The organism is Amycolatopsis sp. A133 (assembly GCF_031082405.1).
Lineage (GTDB): Bacteria > Actinomycetota > Actinomycetes > Mycobacteriales > Pseudonocardiaceae > Amycolatopsis.
The window spans coordinates 1-20,164 of the sequence record NZ_JAVHJU010000009.1 but is presented as its reverse complement, the minus strand read 5'-3'; the positions used below and the strand labels follow the sequence as shown (position 1 = coordinate 20,164).

The window sequence follows — 20,164 nt, the reverse complement described above, 5'->3', positions numbered from 1 at the left end:
CCCTGAAGCGGTGCATTAAAAGAGGCCGAACGGGGAACTCAGAAGGCATGACGGCCACCGAACCCGAGACCCGGGCGCCCCGGCGGGGCCCCGCCCCCGTGCAGGGCATGGGCATGCTGATCGGCTTGCTGTTCCTCGTCCTCGCCGCGCTGGAGCTGATGGCGGGGGTCCCGAGCAGCGGCGGCCCGCAGATGCTGTTCGGCGCGCTCGCCGTGTCCGGGCTGTGGACGCTGGTGCACCTGCTGACCGGCGTCGCCGCGGTGTTCTGCACGCGGTCCTCGCGCTGGGCCGCCCGGTTCCTGGTCGTCGCCGGTGCCTGCTACGCCGTGGTGGGCCTCGCCGGGCTGCTCCCGCTGCCCCGGGTCGTCACCGAGGCACTGCCGGTGAACACCACGGGGGTCTGCCTCGACCTCGCGCTCGGCACGGCGATGCTCATCCTGGGCGTGGGCTGGCTCCGGCGTGGGCCGGAACGCCGCCGCTGACGACGTCGTCCCGCCGCGGGAACCGCACCAGCACGGCCGTCACCAGCACCGCCAGTCCGAAAAGGACATAGCCGTTGCCGGTGAGCTGCTGGACGAGGTTCCACTGCCGCTCCACTTCGCCGCCGCGCGGCCACCACCACTGCGGGCCCGCGACGAACAGCAGCGCACCGGCGCCGGCCAGTACCGCGAGCCCGCGCCGCCGCGTGCGGCGGGCCAGCTCCGCCCAGCCGAGCAGGACGACCACGGCCCAGACCCAGTGGTGGGTCCACGAGATCGGCGAGACCAGCAGCCCTCCGAGCGCGTTCAGGCCGAGCGCGACGGTCGTCTCCCCCGCCGCCAGCGCGCGCCGCACGCCCAGCGCCGTCAGCACGAGCACGACCGCCACCAGCGGCAGCCACCACGCCGTCCGCGCCTCCGGCGGCACCCCGGCCCTGGCGAGCAGCCCGAGCAGCGACTGGTCGCCGGCGTAGGTCGGCTCGCCGACGCGGCCGGTGTCCCACAGCGCTCCCGTCCAGTACCGCATCGAGTCCGCGCCGGCGAGCAGGAAGCCCAGCGCCGTCGCGGCCAGGAACGTCACGACCGCGGTCACCGCCGCCCGGGTGTCGCGGCGCAGCAGGAAGTACAGCAGGAACACCGCCGGGGTCAGCTTGATCGCGGCCGCGAGGCCGATCAGCAGGCCGCGCGGCCACCGCGGGGTGTCCACCAGGACGTCCAGCACGACGAGCGCGAGCAGCAGCAGGTCGATCTGGCCCGCGTACAGCGTGCGCAGCACCGGCTCCAGCACCTCCGCCGCGAGCAGCAGGGCCGCCACCCGCTGCCAGTCGCACCGCGCCCCGAGCGCGCGCAGCACCGTCACCAGGACCACCGCCAGCAGCCCGAGGGTGAGCAGGGTGAGCGCGAGACAGGCCGCCCAGTACGGCAGCAGCGCCAGCGGGGCCAGCACGATCGCCGCGAACGGCGGGTAGGTGAAGAGCAGGAACTGGCCGTCGCCGGTGGGCGGCAGGGTGCCGTACAGCGCTTGGCCGTGCAGCAGCGCCGCCGACCCGAGCCGGTAGACGTCGAGGTCGACGCGGTAAGCGGGGAAGCGCCACCGGCCGCCGTTGTAGGACACCAGCACCGCCACCAGCACGAGCAGCTGCGCCCCGAGCAGCACGTACTTGTTCCCCAGCTTCCCCCGCACCCCTGCTCCCCCTTCGGTCACCTCCCGCATTCTGTCGGGTCCGCGCCCGGGCACCATCCGGGAAACCCCCGAAGCGACCCCGGGAAAACCGGTTGCCGACCGTGCCACCCTGGGCGCATGGGGACTCCGGCGGGCTTCGCCTACCACGACGAGCAGGGCACCGTGACGATCACCCACCACGGCCGTCCCGCCGGGACGCTGCGCGGGGCCGCCGCCGCGCGGTTCCTCGCCGCGGTGGCGCGGGGTGACGACCAGCAGCTGCTGATGGCCCGCGTGACCGGCAACTACAAGCACGGCAACGAACGCCGGGCGCGGGAACACCCGCGCAACCGCGGACGCTGAACTTCTGGGCCGTTCGGGTCAAGCGCGGCGACCGGATGGGTTACCATCTGCCCCCGTGTCGATCTCGCCGAAGATTCACGCCAATCCCAACACCGGTTTCGCGTGGCTGAGGATGATCGGCGCGATCACGGTCATCGTCGACCACAGCATGCCGCTGCTGCACCCGCAGCGGCTGACGATCTTCCCCGCGTCCTGGCACATGTCGCCGGGGTACATCGCGTTGATGGGCTTCTTCGCGATGAGCGGCTACCAGATCCAGGACAGCTGGGCGCGCGACCCGTCGTGGTGGCGGTTCTCCGCCCGGCGGCTGCTGCGGATCATGCCGCCGCTGGTCGTGGTGCTGCTGGTGACGGTGTTCGCCATCGGCCCGCTGGTGACGACGTGGCCGGCCCACGACTACTGGACGCACCTCCAGACGTGGCGCTACCTGGTCGGTACGACCGTGCTGTTCTACATGCAGCACGACCTGCCCGGGGTGTTCGCCGCGAACCCGTACCCGTTCTCGGTGAACGGCGCGATCTGGACGCTGCCGATGGAGCTGCTCGGCTACGGCCTGGTCCTGGTGGCCGGCGTGGTCGTGCTGATCGGCGTCCCCCGCTGGTTCCTGGTCCTCGTCCTCGGCGGCATGGTCTACACCGACAGCGTGCTGCGGGCGACCTTCGAGTACCACGGCGCGGGCGGCTCGCTGCTGGTCGTCCCGATCGGGTCGACGGTGTCGTTCCTGGTGCCCTTCGTCATCGGGGTGGTGCTGCACGCCTACCGCGACCGGATCCCGCTGAAGCCGTGGGTGGCGCTCGTGCTCTTCGCCGCGTACCTGGGGCTGAGCCAGACGCCGGTCAGCCGGTACGCGCTGGCGCTCAGCGCGGCGTACGGGGCGATCACGCTCGCGACGCACTGGCCGCGGCGGCTGGAGGCCGCCGCCCCGTACGTCTACGGCAGCTACGGCACCTACATCTGGGGTTTCCCGATCCAGCAGCTGCTCATCCTCGGCGGGGTCCGGCAGGTGTGGCTGCTGATCCTGCTGGCCGTGCCCGCCTCCTACGTCGTCGGGCAGCTGTCCTGGAACTACGTCGAAAAGCCGACGCAGCGGCTCCGCCGGCACCTGCGTGCCCCGGCGCCGGTCCGGCGGCCGGTCGCCGCGCCGCCGCAGCTGCCCGCGACCGCGGCCGCACCGCTGCGGAGATCTTGAGACCGGCGCACCCCGTTCGGCATGCTGGCGCGGTGACCTACGACGTGCGGAAGATCCGCGAGCACTTCCCCGCCCTCGACGGCGGCGCCGCCCACTTCGACGGACCCGGCGGCTCTCAGGTCCCCGACGTCGTCGGGCAGGCGGTGGCCGCCACGCTCTGCGCGGCGATCGCCAACCGCGGCGTTGTCACGGCCGCCGAGCGCCGGGCGGCCACGGTCGTCACCGAAGCCCGCCAAGCCGTCGCCGACCTGCTCGCCGCCGACCCGGCCGGGGTCGTCTTCGGCCGCAGCATGACCCAGCTGACGTACGACTTCTCCCGCACGCTGGCCCAGAAGTGGGGTCCGGGGGACGAAGTCGTCGTCACCCGGCTCGACCACGACGCCAACATCCGCCCGTGGGTCCAGGCCGCGGCGGCGGCCGGTGCGACCGTCCGCTGGGCGGAGTTCTCCCCGGAGACGGGCGAACTCGAGCCCGTCGCCCCGCTGCTCTCGGGCCGGACGCGCCTGGTCGCGGTCACGGCGGCGTCGAACCTGCTGGGGACCCGCCCCGACCTCCCGGCGATCGCGTCGGCGGTGCACGACGCGGGAGCACTGCTGTACGTCGACGGCGTCCACCTGACCCCGCACGCGGCGGTCGACGTCACGGCGCTCGGAGCGGACTTCTACGCGTGCTCGCCGTACAAGTTCCTCGGTCCGCACCTCGGGGTGGTGGTGGCGGCACCGTCGCTGCTCGAGACACTGCACCCGGACAAGCTCCTGCCGTCGACCGACGCGGTCCCGGAACGTTTCGAGCTCGGCACGCTGCCGTACGAACTGCTCGCGGGCACGACCGCGGCGATCGGCTTCCTGGCGGGGCTGGTGCCCGGGACGGGCGCCCGCCGGACGCGGCTGCTGGGGTCGATGGCGGCGCTGGAGTCGCACGAGAACGCCCTGCTGGCCCGGCTCGACGCCGGTCTGGCGGTCGTTCCGGGCGTCACGCGGTACGGCTCGCCGGAGCGCCGGCGGACCCCGACGGTGCTGTTTTCGGTGGACGGGATCGCCTCGCAGGCGGTGTACGAACACCTCGGCGCGCAGGGGGTCAACGCCCCGGCGGGGAGTTTCTACGCGATCGAGTGCTCGCGGCACCTGGGCCTGGGTGATACCGGGGCGGTGCGGGCGGGCATCGCGCCGTACACGACGGAGGACGACGTGGACCGGCTGCTGGCCGGGGTCGAGTCGCTGCCGCGCGCCTGAGTGCCTGACCGGCTCGAAACGCCCCAATGTGGCGTTCGGTGCTCCACCCATGCCCCCGCCACCACCCTCAACGGAGGCGCTCCGCGCCGCAGTGCCGATTCAACGCACCCAATGTGGCGTTCGGTGCGTTGGACGCAACCAACGCCACATTGGGGCGCTTGAGGTGGACCGGGACCCTACGGCGCCGGCGCGAACCCGGCCGGGCGTGCCGTGAACGTGCCCCGGCCCTGCGTCCGGCTCCGCAGCCGGTTCGCGTAGCCGAACAGCTCCGCCACCGGCACCGTGGCCGTCACCACCGCCGAGCCCGCGCGGACCGCCGATCCGGCCACCCGGCCCCGGCGGGCCGCGAGGTCGCCGAGCACACCGCCGACCGCGTCGGCCGGGACCGTCACCACCACCTCGGCCACCGGCTCCAGCAGGCGCAGGACCGACGCGCGCAACGCCTCCCGCAGCCCGAGCCGGCCCGCCGTCCGGAACGCCAGGTCCGACGAGTCCTTCGGGTGCGTCGCCCCGTCGGTCAGCGTCACGCGCAGGCCCGTCACCGGGTGCCCGCCCAGCGGCCCCTCGGCCAGCGCGTCCCGGCAACCGGCCTCGACCGCGCGGACGTACTCGCGCGGCACCCGGCCGCCGACGACCGCGGAGGTGAACTCGAAGCCCTCCGCGGCCGGCGAGACGTCCAGGACCACGTGGGCGAACTGGCCCGCCCCGCCGTCCTGCTTGACGTGGCGGTACACCAGCCCCGTCACGCCGCTGACGACCGTCTCGCGGTGCGCCACCTGGGGACGGCCCACGGCGACTTCCAGGCCGCGGCCGCGTCTCAGCTTCTCCACCGCCACCTCCAGGTGCAGCTCGCCCAGCCCAGACAGCACCGTCTGCCCGGTCTCCGGATCGATCCGTACGACCAGCGACGGGTCCTCCTCGGCCAGCCGCGCCAGCGCCGACGTCAGCCGCTCGCCCTCGCCGGCCCGCCGGGTTTCGACGGCCACCGACACCACCGGGTCCGCCGTCACCGGCGGCTCCAGCAGCACCGGGTCGCCGGGTGCGCACACGGTCGCGCCGACGCGCGCCGCCTTCGGCCCGGCCACCGCGACGATGTCACCGGCCACCGCACAGTCCACTTCGGACTGACGGTCGGCCTGCACGCGCAGCACGCGCGCGATGCGCTCGGTGCGTCCCGCCGCCGTCACCTGGTCCCCCTTCCGCAGCGTTCCCGAGTACACCCGCAGGTACGTGAGCCGTCCGGTGGCCGTCGAGACGACCTTGAACACCAGCGCGGCCAGCGGCGCGGCCGGGTCCGCGGGCCGGCCGGCCCGCACCGGCGGGACGTCCGCCGGCGACGGCAGGTACGCCACGACGGCGTCGAGCAGCGGCTCGATCCCGCGATCCCGGTAGGCCGCGCCGCACAGCACAACGAGCCCGTCGCCGCTGAGGGTCAGCTCCCGCAGGGCTTTCTCCAGCGTCTCCGCCGAGACCGTGCCGGTGGCGCAGAACTCGTCGAGGGCCACCGGGTGCAGCTCGGCGACGGCCTCTTCCAGCGTCCGGCGCCGCCGCCGGGCTTCGGCGCGGAGGTCGTCCGGCACGTCCTGCTCGCGCAGGCGCAGCAGGTCGACGACGCCGGTGAAGCCGTCCTCGCGCCCGATCGGCAGCTGCACGACCAGCGGTGCCGGGTGCAGCCGCGCCCGGATCGAGGCGACGGCGGCGTCGAGGTCGGCGCCCGCGCGGTCGAGCTTGTTGACGAACGCGATCCGCGGCACGCCGTGCCGGTCGGCCTGACGCCACACGGTTTCGCTCTGCGGCTCGACCCCGGCGACGGCGTCGAACACGGCGACGGCGCCGTCGAGCACCCGCAGCGACCGCTCGACCTCGTCGGTGAAGTCGACGTGGCCGGGGGTGTCGATGAGGGTGAGCCGGTGGCCGTCCCAGGTGCAGCTGACGGCCGCGGCGAAGATGGTGATGCCGCGGTCGCGTTCCTGCGGGTCGAAGTCGGTGACGGTGGTGCCGTCGTGGACCTCGCCCTGCTTGTGGGTGGCGCCGGTGCGGTGCAGGATCCGTTCGGTGACGGTGGTCTTGCCCGCGTCGACGTGAGCGAGGATGCCCAGGTTGCGGAGCTGGCGGGTGCGCACGAGATTGTCCTTTGCGGACGAAGTGATCAGGACGGCGCGATTTCCCGCGACGCCGGGTTCACGAACGCGTCACGGGGTCCGGTGCGAGCCGCGCGGCAGGCACCGGGGACGCGGAGACACCAGGATCACCTCGAACCGCGACCGGGGAGCGACAGCGATGCGGTGACGCACGGCCGGCTCCCTTCGTTCGACGCGGTGGACAGGTTCCGGGGAAGACTAACGACGCCCCGCCCCACCGCCAACGCAATTTCGCGGGGAACCACCCGGGTCCGGAAAGGCATCATGCGTGATTGGCGGGGCATCACCCGTGATTGAGCGGGCATCATTCGTGATTGGCGGGGCATCACTCGTGATGCCCTTCCAATCACGCGTGTGTCCCCTCCAGACACGCGTGTGTCCCTTTGGACACGGGTGACGTCAGGTGGTGGGTGGGGCCACCACGCGGAGCTGGAGCATGGCCGCGAACCTCGCTTCCGGGTCGGTCATGTCGAAGCCGCCGACTTCGGCGAGGCGGCGCAGGCGGTACCGGAACGTGTTCGGGTGGACGTGGACCGCGGCGGAGGCCGCGATGACGTCGCCGAAGGCGTCGAGCCAGGCCCGCAGCGTCTCGACGAGGTGGGCGTGGTGACGCGCGTCGTAGTCGAGCAGCCGGGCGACCGGGCCGGTGGGGCGGTCGCCGCGGGCGGCGACCAGGTCCTGCAGCTCCAGCAGCAGCGCCTCGACGTGCACGTCGGCCAGCAGCGCGACGCGGCGGCCGGCTCCGTTGCCCGACCGCAGTACCCGCAACGCCCGGTCCGCGCTGCCGCGGGCTTCCGGCAGCTCGGCCGCGCTGCGCGCCACCGGGCCGATGCCGACCACCGCCCGGACGCGCTCGCCCACCCGGTCCAGGAAGTCCTTGGCGATCCGCAGCGCCCGCCGCTCGCCGTCGGCGTCGGCGTCGCGGGTCACCGGCACCAGTCCGTACGCGGTGTCGCCGACCAGCGCCGCCGCGCAACGCGGGTGGACCGCGCTCAGGTGCATCGCCAGCCCGTCGCTGAGCCGCTGCCGGTCGGCGGCGAGCTCGGCGTCGGCGGTGCCGGTGCCGAGCACCGCCAGCGCCAGCACCACGACCGGCTGGTCGGCCAGGCCGAGCCGGCTCAGCGCCTCGCGCGCGGCGGCCCCGCCTTCCAGCGCCGTGCTCAGCAGGTCCGCACGCAACCGCCGTTCGACGTCGGCGCCAGCCCGCACGCGAAGCAGGTGCAGCGCCACCAGGCGGGCCGCGTCACACAGGGCCTGCGTGCGGTCGGGCGTCAGCGGCTCGCTCACCGCGGCCCAGATCGAGCCGAGGACCTCGTCGCCCGCCCGCACCGCGACGGCGACGCGGGGGATCATGAACCCGTCCGGGCTTTCCGCCGGCCGGTCGACGTAGACCGGCTGCTCGCTGCGGTAGAGCTCCCGGAACACGCCGCGGTCGGCGAGCATCCGGGAAAACCGCTCGGGCACCTGCCGCCCGAGGATCGTCTCGACGCGCGAGGGGTCGGCTTCGTCCTGCCGTCCCGAGAACGCCAGCACGCGGGACCGCCGGTCCTCGATGGTCACCGGTGCGTCGATCAGCGCGGCGATCGCGTTGGCCACGGCGAACAGGTCGCCCGAGGGCAGCCCGGCCAAGGTCTCCGGCTGGGCGTCGCCGACGTCGCCCTCGGCCAGCAGGGACCGCAGCATGGCGGCGAGCTGGGCCCAGGACGCGCCCCGGGCGAGGCTCAGCAGGGCGACGCCGGTCTCCTCGACGGCGGCGGTGATCGCCGCGGTCACCGTGACCGGGGCGCGCAGCACGAGGCCCGCCGCGTCGTGGCGGGCGAGGCTGTGCAGCTGCTGCACCACCTCGCCGTCGTCGGCCAGGCCGACGCCGAGCACCAAGGCGTGCTGCGGCAGCGCGGGCTCGTCCAGCGGATCGTGGATGGCGACGCCGCCGATGCCGCCCGGGCGCTCGCCGTCGCCGAGCACCAGGTCCAGGAGGGTGCCGCCCAGGTCGTCGAGGACGCGGCCGAGGCTGGCGTGCGGGCGCAGGTTCACCGAAACGAGCACCTCCCGAAGCTAGGCGGGACACGCTCAGCCTAGTTCGTCGCCGCGGACGAAATCGACGTCCGACTTCGTCCGCGGCCACCAACCGTCCGCTACGACGTCAGCTTCGCGGCCACGTTGTACGCCTCCACCTGCAGTCTCGCGCCCGGGACCCGCCGCCGCGGCTCGACGCGGACCGTGCGGCTCTCCCCCGGCAGCAGCCAGAAGTAGTTGTCGCCGTAGCGGGTCGGCAGCACGCGGTCGGTGCCGTTGCGTTCCCGCAGCGACAGGCGGATCATCGCCGCGACCGTCCGGCCGTCGTTGCGAACGGTCGCGGTGTACGCGTCGCCGTCCGCTCGCAGGGACGTGGTGAGGCGCGCGCCCGGGAGCTGGTTGAGCGCGCGCATCGCCGTGTCCGTCCGGTAGCGCCAGTACGTGTTCTCCGACAGCACGGCACCGCGGTCGTCGGTCAGGGTCAGCCGGAGCAGGTGCAGGTCCGGCTGACCGCCGTCGAACGGGACCGCGAAGGCGGCCGCGGCCGAAACCGGGGCCACGTCGAGCTTCTGCTGCTGAGCCGGCCCGAGCGCCGCGCCGTCGAGGCCGTACAGCCGGGCGGTGGCGGTGACCCCGGTCAGCGCGCCCGGCGTGTGGTTGACCACCCGGACCTGCCACGTCGTGAGGTCGGCCTGGACGTGCCGGGCCTCGCAGCCCTTGCGCGCGCCGTAGTAGCTGCCGTTGACGTCGAGGTCGTAGTCGTAGGTCTGCCAGACCGTGCTGTGCCAGGCGGGGTGCGACATCCAGAGCAGCACGCCGGTGGCGTCGTTCCACAGCTTCGCGTTCCACGCCTCGAAGATCGCGCGCATGCTCTCGTAGTTGACGAACTGCGCCTTGCGGCAGAACTCGGCCAGGCTCGTCGACGGCGCCAGCCGCGCGTCGATCGCCGCCAGGTAGCTCTGCGGCGACTGGTTCCCGTTGGTCGACCAGTCGTGCAGGAACCAGGGCGCGCCGATCGGCCAGCCCGGGTCGTCCGGGCCGACCAGGTTCCGCATGCTTTCCACGACCGGCACCGTCGGCAGCCCGATCTCGCTCCAGAACCCGGCCTTGCCGCCGGTCGCCTCACCCGTGAAGTACCGCTTCGGATCCTGCCAGGAGTAGGGACCGTCGCCGGTGATCACCCCACCCGCGGAGTTGCCCTGGTAGAGCAGGTCGGTGTTCGTGTGCACGATGTCGCGCAGCGCGTTGTCGATCACCGCGGGCGGGGTGCCCTCGTTGCAGCCGAACCAGACGGTCGCGCAGGCGTGGTGGCGGTAGCGCAGCACGGTGTCCCGCGCCTGCGCGAGGAAGATGTCGTGGTTGGCCGGGTCGGTCGACCAGCCGTCCCAGAACTCGTTCCACAGCAGGATGCCGTACTTGTCGCAGGCGTCGAACAGCTCTTGCCGGTACGACGAGCCGACCCAGTTGCGGATCAGGGTGAAGTTCATGTCGCGGTGCATCGCGACGACGGCGTCGGTCCGCTCGGCGGGCATCCGGCGCAGCAGCTCGTCCCAGCCCCAGCTGCCGCCGCGGGCGAAGATCTTGATCCCGTTGACGAGGAAGGTCAGCGGCTTCGGGCGGTTGTCGACGGACGCGGCGTCGGTCCAGGTGTCGCCGTCCTGCGACACCTGGATCGCGAAGGTCGCCGCGTAGGCGGTTTCCCAGGTCAGCACGACGCGGTCGAACGCGGTCGCGGCGCCGAGGTCGACCTGCAGCCACTGGTTGTCGCTGTAGGCCGAGGTCCAGCGCGTGTCCGGGTCGCCGTCGAAGGCCCGCTCGGGCGGGTTGCCGTCGGCCACCGACAGCGCCGCCGCGGGTTTGCCCTGCGCCAGGTCGGTGTCCGGGTTCCCGCTGTCGGCCACCGCCATCGTCCAGAGCGAGAAGCCCCAGCTGGTGGCCCGCGTGAGCCCCAGCATGCGGACGAACCGGGCGTGCTGCGGGGCGAGGTCGACCGTCTGGGTCGCCCGGCCGCCGGAGATCACCACGGGCAGGTCGTACCGGTAGCCGATTTCGCGGAGCCCGATCTTGACGGTCCGGCGGTCGCTCGTGGCGGCCCCGATCGCCGCGGTCAGCGTGAGGTCGTAGAGGTGCGGGTCGCCGTAGCCGTTGGGCCACCACAGCTTCGCGTTCTCGACCCGCTGCTTCGGGAACACGACGTCGGTGGTCTGCCCGGCGGGGACGGTGACCGTGCTCGACACGGTCACCGGACCGAAGGCGGCGGTGACCTTCACGCGCTGGGCGGTCGCGGCCGCGTTGCGCACGGGGACGGTCAGCGTCACTTCGGCGGTGTGCGCGTCGGGCACCTTCGTGTCGACGCGGACGTCGCCGAGCACGGCGTCGCCGGTCGAGCGTAGGCGGATGTGGTCCCACAGCCCGGACGCGCGGTCGCGCACGGCGGGCATCCAGTCCCAGCCCGACACCGCGAGGTAGGTCGGCGAGTTGTCGAACATCGTGCTGCCCGCGTCGACCCAGGAACTGCCGTCGGCCCCCTTGTCGCCGGGGCTGCCGGGCCGCGGCATCGGCGAGACCTTCACGGCGAGTACCTGCTCGCCGGTGCGGCGGAGCGCGGCAGTGACGTCGTGGACGCCGCGGCCGAACGGGTGACTCTGGGTGCCGATTTCCGCGCCGTTGAGCCAGATCTGCGCTTCGTGGTTGACGCCGTCGAACTCCAGCCAGACGTGCCGGCCGGGCGAGGTGTCCAGGCCGCGAGGGAGGGCAAAGCGGCGGCGGTACCACCACGCGTGGCGGGAGAGCGCTTCCGGGACGTGCAGGTTGTTCATCCCGGACACGGGATCGGGCAATTGCCCCTGCTCGACGAGCGAGGCCAGCACGGTGCCCGGCACGGTCGCCGGCAGCCAGCCCCGGGTGTCCACCGCGCCGGCGGAGAGCGCCTTGCCGTCGCCGGCGGGCGCCCAGTCGTCCATGGTCAGCACCCAGCCGGATTCGAGCGGCACGGTGCCGTCGGCCGCCACGGCGAGTGCGGGCGGGTGGTCGTCCGGGCGCACCGGGAAGCTCGTCCAGCCGCGGACCGCGGGCCGGGTTTCGCGGCTGGTGCCGAACACCTGGAAGCCATTGAGGCCCAGCGGGCTGGTCGTCGAGCGGCGGCTCGCGGTGAAGCGGACCCAGCGCGCGGTGACGGCGAGCGGGATGGTGACGACGCCGCCGGCGCCGCCGTCGGTGTGGTGGACGGTGCGCCAGGCCCGGCCGTCGCCGGAGACGTCGAGGTCGAACGCCGTCGCGTAGCTGGACTGGACCTCGAAGCCGCTGGTGTGGCTGCGGGAAGCACCGTCGTCGAAGGCCGGGTCGCCGGGCTGCGCTTCGAAGGTGAGCACGACCGAGTCGATGGCGCACGGGGCCTGCAGGTCGACGACGATCCACTGGCCGTCGCCCTGGGCGGCGCGCCAGCCGGAGCCGCGGACGCCGACCTGCGCCAGGCCGTCGACGGCGAATTCGGCCGGGGTGGCGGCGTAGTCGGTCGAGGACACCTGCACCGGCCGGAACAGGGCCAGGTCGGTCCGGCGGCTTTCCGGCGCGGCGGGCGCGGCCGACGCGGTCCCGGGGAGCACGGCCGCGAGGCCGAACCCGGCCAGCAGCCCGCTCCCGGCGGCCAGCACGTGCCGTCGCGACATCGCGGCCACCTGCGCGCGCTCGTTCTCCTCCGCCATGTGAACTCCGTTTCTCGAAGCGGCAGCCCGGGGTCCGGCGCGCGACCTGGCGGGGTGTCGCGCCGCGGGCTGACAACGTTGCCAGGAAGCTTCCGCCGCGGCCGTCGACACCGTCAAGAAGACAAGGAGGACAAGAATTAGGATTAATGACATCGATGTCTGCGGCGCGCTCAGGGCGCTCCGCTGAGCGGTACTGGGGCGGACGCGCAGCGACGGCGCAACGATTCCGCGGGCCGCGGGCGGGCAGCCGCCGACCCCGGGCTCCCCGCAGCACCGCACGCCGGCGCTAAGCCTGGGCGTGCTCGACCGCCAGGTCCACCGCCGAGGTCAGATCGTTCACCCAGCGGAAGCCGCGGTCGCGCAGGTGTGCCCAGCCCGGGCCCGCCGTGCCCACCGCGCACCCGAGGTCGCGGATGCGGGCCGCCAGCAGGTCGTCGGCCGTCGGCGGGGCCAGGGACCACAGCACGACCAGGACCGGGTCGAGGCGGGCGGCCAAGTCCGCCACCGTCTCCGCCGGCACCAGCTGCCCCAGGTAGGCCACCGGGACCGCCGCCTCGGCCAGCGTCGCCCGCAGCGCCTCCATCGGCAGCGAGTGCCGTTCCGCGGGGCAGCAGGCCAGCAGCACCGGGCGGCCCGGCACCGCCGCCGGGAAGCGGCGGCTGAACCGCTCGAACGCCAGGGAAATCTCCGACGTCAGCGCCCACTCCGCCGCGAAGCACACGTCGCCGCGCTGCCAGCGGTCGCCGAGGCCGCGCAGCACCGGCGCGAAGACGTCGGTCCAGGCCGCCGCCGGGCCCAGCGTGCCCAGCGTTTCGTCCAGCAGCCCGGCGACCGAGGCGTACCGGAGCTCCTCCGCGGCGTCCTCGAGCTCGCGGACGCGGCGGGACGCCGGCACCTCGACCTCGGCGGCCGCGCCGCCGAACGCCGCCGCGGCCGCCTCCCGCACCGGCATCCCCCGCGCGACCAGGCGCTGCATGTGCTGCAGGCGGCGGACGTCCGCGTCGGTGTAGCGGCGGTGCCGTCCGGCGCCGGCGGGCGGGCCGATCCCGTACCGCGTGCTCCAGCTGCGCAGCGTCACCGGCGACACGCCGAGCAGCCCGGCCACCTTGCCGGGCGCCCACGCTCCTGCGCCGCGTCGCGCGTCGACGTTCTCGGGTTCCACCGTGCCCCTTCACCTCGCGGACCTCGAACGGCCGGAGCTTAGCGATGCGAAGGGCGGCCGACCGGCGGCGACACGGCGGAGGAGGGCGGGCGGCGGGGGACGCGGCCGCGGGGCGATGGCGGACCGCGTCCCCTCCGGCGCCGCCCGGCGCCGTCGATCCGGCCCGCGTCAGCCGGATCCGGCCGGCCGCGTGGTGTGGCATCCGCCGCGGCCGGTGAGTACCGGGAATCCGTTCCTTCAGGACCAAGCTATACCGCCACGCAACGCTTGCGCATCGGCTTCCCTCGGATGTCGCAGCGGTCCCGCCGCCGCGGGACGAGTGATCTCGCGCCGCGGTGGGTATCACCCTCAAGGCGTCCCAGGAGGAGGGAACCGATGACCGACCCCACCGCGCCCGACCTTACGACCACCACCGACGCCGGCATCGTGATCGTCCGCTGCACGGGCGAGCTCGACCTGTCCGGCACGCCCTGGCTGCGGGAGGCGCTGCTGGGTCCCCTTCGTGCCGGCGCCCGCGGGCTCGTCGTGGACCTCACCGAGACGACGTTCTGCGACTCGACCGTCTTCAGCGTGCTGGCCGAGGTCTTCCTCGACGCCGGCGCGCGGAACGTCCCCTACGCCATCGCCGCGAGCGAGACCGCGGTGACCCGGCCGTTGCAGCTGCTCGGCCTGGACCGGCTGCTGCCGCTCCACGACGGTCTCGCCGCCGCACAGGCGGCCGTCGCGGGCCCCCCGGTCGCGCCCGCCGAGGTGTGACAGCCGGCAGCGAGCCCCGTCCGGTCGTGCCGCTCCGTCCACTGTGGTCGTCCGCACACCCCGCGCGCACCGGCTCCGATCACCCCTCCTCGTCCACAGTGGAGCGCGCCGTGCTGCGAACCCACCCGGGCCGTGACACGATCGGGTGAAGTCCCGTATGACGAGGTAGGCAGGTTGCTGGCAGTAACGAACGCGAACCCGGAACGGACGATCGTGCGGGACCGGTGGTTGCCGGCCGCCTTCGGGGCGGTGCTGGCCGCCGCCGTCTTCCTCGTGGTCCGCGGCAGTCTCACCGACGACGGTTACATCACCCTGGCGTACGCGAGGAACCTCGCCGTGCACGGCGAATGGGGCATCATCCCCGGCTCGCCCGCCAACTCCGCGACGTCCCCGCTGAACGTCCTGCTGCTCGCCGCGCTGACCCTGGTGACGCGGGTGGCCGGCGACCCCCACCCGGTCGTGGCGCTCGGCGTCCAGGCCGTCCTGTGCGGGGCCGCGCTCGGCTGGGCCTGGCAGCGCATCGGCCGCGTGCTGGCCCTCCCGGCCGCCGCCGGCCTGCTGGGTGCCGCGCTGGTGCTGCTCAACCCCTTCGTGCTGTCGGCGATCGGGCTGGAGGTGCTGCTGATCCCGGCCGTGCTGCTGGTGCTCACCGTCTGCGCGCTCGAAGGCCGGGCCGCCTGGTTCGGCGTCGCGGGCGGGCTCGCCGTCCTCACCCGGCTCGACCTGCTCGTGTTCGTGGTGCTGATCGCGGTGAGCACGCCCGCGATCCGGCGCCGGTGGCGGCCGGCCGCCGGCTTCACCGCCCTGACGGCCGCGCCGTGGTTCCTCGTGAGCTGGCTCGCCTTCGGGTCGTTCGTGCCCGACACGCTGGTCATCAAGCAGCTCCAGGCGGGGCTGTTCGCGCCGTGGAGCTACAGCACCGGGCCGATGATGTACTACCTCGGCTGGCCGGTCACCGTGCTCGTGTCGTTCCTGCCTGCCCTGCTCGGCGCGCTCGCGCTGGCCGGCTGGGCCGCGGCGCGGTTCGCGGTCCGGTGGCCGGAGTTCCCGGCTCTCGGCCCGGTCGCCGCGCTCGCCGGCGGCGGGATCCTCTACTACGTCGCTTATTCGTTCCTCGGCGTCGGCCCGTTCCACTGGTACTACGTGGCCCCGGTGACCGCGACGAGCACGTTCGCCGTCGCCGCGTTCGGCGTCTGGTACGCCCAGGCGCGCACGCGGACGGCGTGGCGGACCGGCCCGCCGGTCCTGGCGCTCGTGCTCACCGGCGTGCTCGCGCTGGGCGCCGCCGCGGTCGACGCCGCGCAGGGGCTGCCGTGGCCGTCGCCGGTGGTCTTCGGCAACTGGGCGAGCGCCCGGGACTACGCGCGGGTCGGGACGGCACTCGGCGAGCGGGTGCGGGGGGCGAGCGTCGCCAGCCCCGGCGAGATCGGCACCCTCGCCTACTTCTGCGAGTGCGCGATCCTCGACGAATTCTCCGACCGCGGCCAGGCGGTGGCGCTGATCGAGAAGCGGATCGCGACGGCGAACCCGCTGATGAGCCTGGCGCTGCGGGTCAACTACCACTGGCTGGACACCTCGATCGCGCCGCGCCGGGCGGACTACCGGCTGCAGTACGGCGCGGGCCCGGCGACCGGACCGGACAGCTGGCCGGTCCGGTCCGCGGCGAAGGGCGACGGGCACTTCACCCTCACCCCCGGGCCGTGATCGCCCCGCCCGCCGGGGCAGTGACGGAAAACTCGCGAGATTCCCCTGCACGCCAGGCTGCACCGCGGCCGGGAAAGGCCATAGGGTTCGGACCATGAAGGTCGGTCTGCTCACCCGCGAATACCCGCCGGAGGTCTACGGCGGGGCCGGGGTCCACGTGGAGTTCCTCGCCCGGGAGTTGCGACCGCTGGTCGATCTCGACGTGCACTGCTGGGGCGCGGACCGCCCGGACGCCACCGGGCACACCGATCCGCACGGTTACCGCCAGCCCGCGTTCACCACGATGGACATCGCCGTGTCCATGGCGAACGCCCTCGAAGGCCACGACCTCGCGCACAGCCACACCTGGTACGCGAACCTGGCCGGGCACCTCGCGAAGATGACCCACGGCATCCCGCACGTCGTCACCGCGCACTCGCTGGAGCCGCTGCGGCCGTGGAAGGCCGAGCAGCTCGGCGGCGGCTACCGCGTCTCGTCGTGGATCGAGCGTGAAGCCTACGAAGCCGCGGACGCGATCGTCGCGGTCAGCGGCGGGATGCGCCGGGACGTCCTCGCCGCCTACCCGGCGGTGCCGCCCGAGCGCGTGCACGTGATCCACAACGGCATCGACACCTCGCTCTACCGCCCCGACCCGGGCACCGAAGTGCTGGCGAAGCACGGCATCGACCCGGACCGGCCGTACGTGCTGTTCGTCGGCCGGATCACCCGCCAGAAGGGCGTCCCGCACCTCGTCCGCGCGGCCGCTTCGCTCGAGCCCGGCACGCAGCTCGTGCTGTGCGCGGGCGGCGCGGACACCCCGGAGCTGGACGCGGAGTTCCGCGGCCTGGTCGCCGAGCTGGAGAAGACCCGCACCGGCGTCCGGTGGATCCCGGAGATGCTGCCGCGGAACGAGGTCGTGCAGCTGCTCACCCACGCCGCGGTGTTCGCCTGCCCCTCGGTCTACGAGCCGCTCGGCATCGTGAACCTCGAGGCGATGGCGTGCGGCACCCCGGTGGTGGCCAGCGACGTCGGCGGCATCCCGGAAGTCGTCGACGACGGCCGCACCGGCCTGCTGGTGCACTACGACGAACAGGACCCGCAGGGGTTCGAGGCGGGCCTGGCCGCCTCGCTGAACGAAGTGGTCGGCGCCGGAGACCGGGCCGCCGCGATGGGCACCGCCGGCCGCGAGCGCGCGGTCGGCGAGTTCGGCTGGAAGGCGATCGCCGAGCGGACGGTCGCGCTCTACGAAGCGTGCGGGAGGTCGCTGTGAACACTGGAGCCGACGTGCTGGGCATCGTGCTCGCGGGCGGGGAGGGCAAGCGCCTGATGCCGCTCACGGCGGACCGGGCGAAACCGGCGGTGCCGTTCGGCGGCACGCACCGGCTGATCGACTTCGTGCTTTCCAACCTGGTGCACGGCGGGTTCCGGCGGCTGTGCGTGCTGACGCAGTACAAGTCGCACTCGCTCGACCGGCACATCTCGACGACCTGGCGCCTGTCCGCGCTCACCGGCGAGTACGTCACGCCGGTGCCGGCGCAGCAGCGCCTGGGCCCGCGCTGGTACCAGGGCAGCGCGGACGCGATCCATCAGAGCCTCAACCTCGTCCACGACGAAAACCCCGAGTACATCGCGGTGTTCGGCGCGGACAACATCTACCGGATGGACCCGCGGCAGATGCTGGAGGCGCACGTCTCCTCCGGCGCGGGCGTCACCGTCGCCGGCATCCGGGTCCCGCGGAAGGAGGCGACCGAGTTCGGGGTCATCCGGACCACCGACGGGCTGATGATCGACGCCTTCATGGAGAAGCCCGCGGACCCGCCCGGCCTGCCGGACTCCCCCGAAGAGGCCTACGTGTCGATGGGGAACTACATCTTCACCACGAAGGTGATGCTGGAAGCGCTTTACGCCGACGCCGAAAACGCCGCCTCGCACCACGACATGGGCCGCGACATCATCCCCGCGCTGGTCAACTCGGGTGAAGCGGCCGTCTACGATTTCAACACCAACGTCGTGCCCGGCGAAACCGAACGCGACCACGGCTACTGGCGCGACGTCGGGACCATCGACAGCTACTACGACGCGCACACCGACCTGATCTCGACGCACCCGATCTTCAACCTCTACAACCGCCGGTGGCCGATCCTCGCCCACCCCGGCCAGCGCCCGGCGGCGAAGTTCGTCGAAGGCGGCTCGGCGAACCAGTCGATCGTCAGCAACGGCTGCATCATCTCCGGCGCCCAGGTGGTCGACTCGGTGCTCTCCCCCGGCGTCATCGTCGAACAGGGCGCGGTGGTGCAGGGGTCGGTCCTGCTCGACGGCGCCCGCGTCGGCCGCGGCGCCGTGGTGCGGCGGGCGATCCTGGACAAGAACGTCGTGGTCCCGCCCGGCGCGCACATCGGCGTCGACCTGGCCCGCGACCGCGGGCACTACCACGTCAGCGAGGGGGGCATCGTCGTGCTGGGCAAGGGGGAACGCGCGATCTGAGCCCGGTTCAGGAGCGGGCGGCCGCCGAGATCCGCTCGACCACCTGGCGCGGGTCGATCCCCCAGCGTTCGGCGAGCTCCGAGATCGTCGCTCCCGCCGCGTACTCGGCGGCGATCATGCTGTCGACAACCCCTGCCAAAGCCGACTCCTCCTGCGCGGATGCACGTGCACCCGGGATGCTACATGTTCGCCGCGGAAGTCGAACAACGTGCCACACGTCGGCGTGCCGTCCGCTCACTGCCCGGTGTTGCCGGGCTCGGGCCGCGGCTCCGGCGCATTCTCCTGCGCACGCGTCGCGCTGAAGACGGCGTCGAAGATCGGCGTCGGCTCGCCGTCTTCGCTCTTCGGCGGCTCGTCCCCCGGCGTGCGCTTTTCCTCTCCCACGCGCCCAGTTTCTGCGACGGACGGCGATTCCGCTGGCGCCGGTCCGGAAAATCGCCCGCCCGGGGGATCACCCGCACGCGCATTTCTCTGCTTTTCCGAAGTCGGAAAAGCGATTTCCCGGCACGCATTTCCGCGTGGGCCGGGAATAACCCGGACCGGCCGCGGATTGCACCGGACATGAAAGCTGTCGTCTACCGCCGCCACGGCGGACCCGAGGTGCTGTCGCTGTCGGAGCGGGCCGTCGCGGATCCGGGACCCGGCGAGGTCCGCGTCCGGATCGTGGTGTCCGCGGTCAACCCGACCGACTGGAAGGCCCGCAGCGGCCTCCGCGCCGAACCCGGGGCCGAGATCCCCGAGACGGTGCCCAACCAGGACGGGGCCGGCGTCGTCGACGCGGTCGGCCCGGACGTCACCGGATTCGCCCCCGGCGACCGCGTGTGGCTGGTGATCGCCGGCGCGTACGGGCCCGCGTCCGGTACCGCGCAGGAGTACACGGTGCTCCCCGTCGAAAAGCTGGTCCGGCTGCCCGACGGCGTCGGCTTCGACGAAGGCGCCGGGCTCGGCATCCCGGCGCTGACCGCGCACCGGGCCCTCACCGTCGCCGAGGACGGGCCGTCCCGGCTCTCCCCCGGCGCGCTCGACGGCCGCACGGTGCTGGTCAGCGGCGGCGCGGGCGCGGTCGGCAACGCGGCGATCCAGCTCGGCCGCTGGGCCGGCGCGACGGTGCTCACCACGGTCAGCAGCGACGAGAAGGCGGCCCTCGCCCGCGCGGCGGGCGCCCACCACGTGCTGCGCTACCCCGACCCGGACCTCGGCGCCCGGATCCGCGAGGTCGCACCCGACGGCGTCGACGTGGTCGTCGAGGTCGCGGCCGGGGTCAACGCCAAGCTGCACACGGAGGTCCTGCGCCCCCGCGGCACGGTCGCGGCCTACGGCGACGACCGGGGGACGGGGACGGTCGCCCTGGAGTTCGGGCCGGCCCTGATGCTCAACGCCCGCTACCAGTTCCTGGTGCTGTACACGGTGGGCGCGGACAAGCTGCGCGCCGGCGCCGAAGACATCACGGCGGCACTGGCCGACGGCGCACTGCGGCTCGGCGAGGGCCGCGGGGTGCCGGTCCACCGGTTCCCGCTGGAGGAGACGGCGAAGGCGCACGCTGCGTCGGAGGACGGGATCACGGGGAAGGTGCTGATCGACGTCACCCCGGCGGACTGACGGGGGGCGCCCCCATGTGGCGTTCGGTGCGTTGAATCGGCGCTGCGGCGCGAAGCGCCTCCGTTGAGGATGGAGCACCGAACGCCACATTGGGTGCGTTGAACGCACCGAACGCCAGGCGGATTCATGCGGTCGTCGCAACATGCTCTATTTAGGACAGTAACATTGTGAGCTTCTTTGCAGGGCTGATCCAG

Annotated in this window: 16 protein-coding genes; 9 read left to right on the top strand and 7 right to left on the bottom strand. The window is 73.4% G+C overall.

The window, feature by feature from the left end; genetic code table 11:
* The first annotated feature begins 47 nt into the window (after positions 1-47).
* Complete coding sequence (locus Q5425_RS11950; RefSeq protein ID WP_308672239.1) at positions 48-482, top strand: DUF4383 domain-containing protein; 435 nt, start codon at positions 48-50, stop codon at positions 480-482.
* On the opposite strand, the gene Q5425_RS11945 is transcribed toward Q5425_RS11950, so the two are convergent.
* A complete protein-coding gene (locus Q5425_RS11945) occupies positions 433-1,683 on the bottom strand; it encodes a glycosyltransferase 87 family protein (RefSeq protein WP_308672238.1) in 1,251 nt (416 codons plus the stop codon). The genes Q5425_RS11950 and Q5425_RS11945 overlap by 50 nt on opposite strands.
* A 96-nt stretch (positions 1,684-1,779) precedes the next feature.
* Here Q5425_RS11945 and Q5425_RS11940 point away from each other — a divergent pair, with 96 nt between their 5' ends.
* Genes Q5425_RS11940 through Q5425_RS11930 form a run of 3 tightly spaced genes read left to right on the top strand, consistent with a single transcriptional unit; the run spans position 1,780 to position 4,425 of the window.
* On the top strand, positions 1,780-2,004 hold the full coding sequence (locus Q5425_RS11940) for a hypothetical protein (protein WP_308672237.1): 225 nt from the start codon (positions 1,780-1,782) through the stop codon (positions 2,002-2,004).
* A 55-nt stretch (positions 2,005-2,059) separates the two neighbouring features.
* Entirely contained in the window at positions 2,060-3,193 is a 1,134-nt protein-coding gene (locus Q5425_RS11935) for an acyltransferase (protein ID WP_308672236.1), read from the top strand.
* Positions 3,194-3,225: 32 nt separating this feature from the next.
* Positions 3,226-4,425 carry a cysteine desulfurase-like protein gene (locus Q5425_RS11930; protein WP_308672235.1) on the top strand — a complete coding sequence of 400 codons (1,200 nt, stop codon included), beginning with the start codon at positions 3,226-3,228 and terminating at the stop codon, positions 4,423-4,425.
* Between the two features lie 176 nt (positions 4,426-4,601).
* Here Q5425_RS11930 and fusA read toward each other — a convergent pair whose 3' ends face one another.
* The 4 genes from fusA to Q5425_RS11910 all read right to left on the bottom strand — a co-directional run bounded on the left by fusA (position 4,602) and on the right by Q5425_RS11910 (position 13,448).
* Complete coding sequence (fusA, locus tag Q5425_RS11925; protein ID WP_308672234.1) at positions 4,602-6,548, bottom strand: elongation factor G; 1,947 nt, start codon at positions 6,546-6,548, stop codon at positions 4,602-4,604.
* Positions 6,549-6,965: 417 nt separating this feature from the next.
* Positions 6,966-8,612 (bottom strand): helix-turn-helix domain-containing protein, encoded by a 1,647-nt coding sequence (locus tag Q5425_RS11920; protein ID WP_308672233.1) that lies wholly within the window; start codon positions 8,610-8,612, stop codon positions 6,966-6,968.
* A gap of 89 nt (positions 8,613-8,701) precedes the next feature.
* Positions 8,702-12,286 (bottom strand): discoidin domain-containing protein, encoded by a 3,585-nt coding sequence (locus tag Q5425_RS11915; RefSeq protein ID WP_308672232.1) that lies wholly within the window; start codon positions 12,284-12,286, stop codon positions 8,702-8,704.
* Between the two features lie 286 nt (positions 12,287-12,572).
* A complete protein-coding gene (locus tag Q5425_RS11910; RefSeq protein ID WP_308672230.1) occupies positions 12,573-13,448 on the bottom strand; it encodes a MerR family transcriptional regulator in 876 nt (291 codons plus the stop codon).
* 375 nt (positions 13,449-13,823) lie between these two features.
* On the opposite strand from Q5425_RS11910, the gene Q5425_RS11905 reads away from it, so the two are divergent.
* The 4 genes from Q5425_RS11905 (at position 13,824) to glgC (ending at position 18,371) form a co-directional block, all read left to right on the top strand.
* Entirely contained in the window at positions 13,824-14,204 is a 381-nt protein-coding gene (locus tag Q5425_RS11905; RefSeq protein ID WP_308672229.1) for an STAS domain-containing protein, read from the top strand.
* 174 nt (positions 14,205-14,378) lie between these two features.
* On the top strand, positions 14,379-15,908 hold the full coding sequence (locus Q5425_RS11900; protein WP_308672228.1) for a hypothetical protein: 1,530 nt from the start codon (positions 14,379-14,381) through the stop codon (positions 15,906-15,908).
* A gap of 94 nt (positions 15,909-16,002) precedes the next feature.
* A complete protein-coding gene (gene glgA / locus Q5425_RS11895) occupies positions 16,003-17,157 on the top strand; it encodes a glycogen synthase (protein ID WP_308672227.1) in 1,155 nt (384 codons plus the stop codon).
* Entirely contained in the window at positions 17,154-18,371 is a 1,218-nt protein-coding gene (gene glgC / locus Q5425_RS11890; protein ID WP_308672226.1) for a glucose-1-phosphate adenylyltransferase, read from the top strand. Before glgA ends, glgC begins: the two co-directional genes overlap by 4 nt.
* A 7-nt stretch (positions 18,372-18,378) precedes the next feature.
* Here the strand turns inward: glgC and Q5425_RS11885 are convergent, their stop codons facing one another.
* Positions 18,379-18,510: a hypothetical protein gene (locus tag Q5425_RS11885; protein WP_308672225.1), complete on the bottom strand. Its 132-nt coding sequence runs from the start codon at positions 18,508-18,510 to the stop codon at positions 18,379-18,381.
* A 95-nt stretch (positions 18,511-18,605) separates the two neighbouring features.
* The gene (locus Q5425_RS11880; protein WP_308672224.1) at positions 18,606-18,755 is read right to left on the bottom strand and encodes a hypothetical protein; all 150 of its coding nucleotides are present in this window, start codon (positions 18,753-18,755) and stop codon (positions 18,606-18,608) included.
* 177 nt (positions 18,756-18,932) lie between these two features.
* Here Q5425_RS11880 and Q5425_RS11875 point away from each other — a divergent pair, with 177 nt between their 5' ends.
* Positions 18,933-19,970: an NADPH:quinone reductase gene (locus Q5425_RS11875; protein ID WP_308672223.1), complete on the top strand. Its 1,038-nt coding sequence runs from the start codon at positions 18,933-18,935 to the stop codon at positions 19,968-19,970.
* Positions 19,971-20,164: the final 194 nt, after the last annotated feature.

Coding starts and splice junctions, on each gene's coding strand:
- Q5425_RS11950 (WP_308672239.1), top strand. CDS start 48: ATGACGGCCACCGAACCCGAGACCCGGGCGCCCCGGCGGGGCCCCGCC.
- glgA (WP_308672227.1), top strand. CDS start 16,003: ATGAAGGTCGGTCTGCTCACCCGCGAATACCCGCCGGAGGTCTACGGC.
- Q5425_RS11940 (WP_308672237.1), top strand. CDS start 1,780: ATGGGGACTCCGGCGGGCTTCGCCTACCACGACGAGCAGGGCACCGTG.
- Q5425_RS11905 (WP_308672229.1), top strand. CDS start 13,824: ATGACCGACCCCACCGCGCCCGACCTTACGACCACCACCGACGCCGGC.
- Q5425_RS11875 (WP_308672223.1), top strand. CDS start 18,933: ATGAAAGCTGTCGTCTACCGCCGCCACGGCGGACCCGAGGTGCTGTCG.
- Q5425_RS11915 (WP_308672232.1), bottom strand. CDS start 12,286: ATGGCGGAGGAGAACGAGCGCGCGCAGGTGGCCGCGATGTCGCGACGG.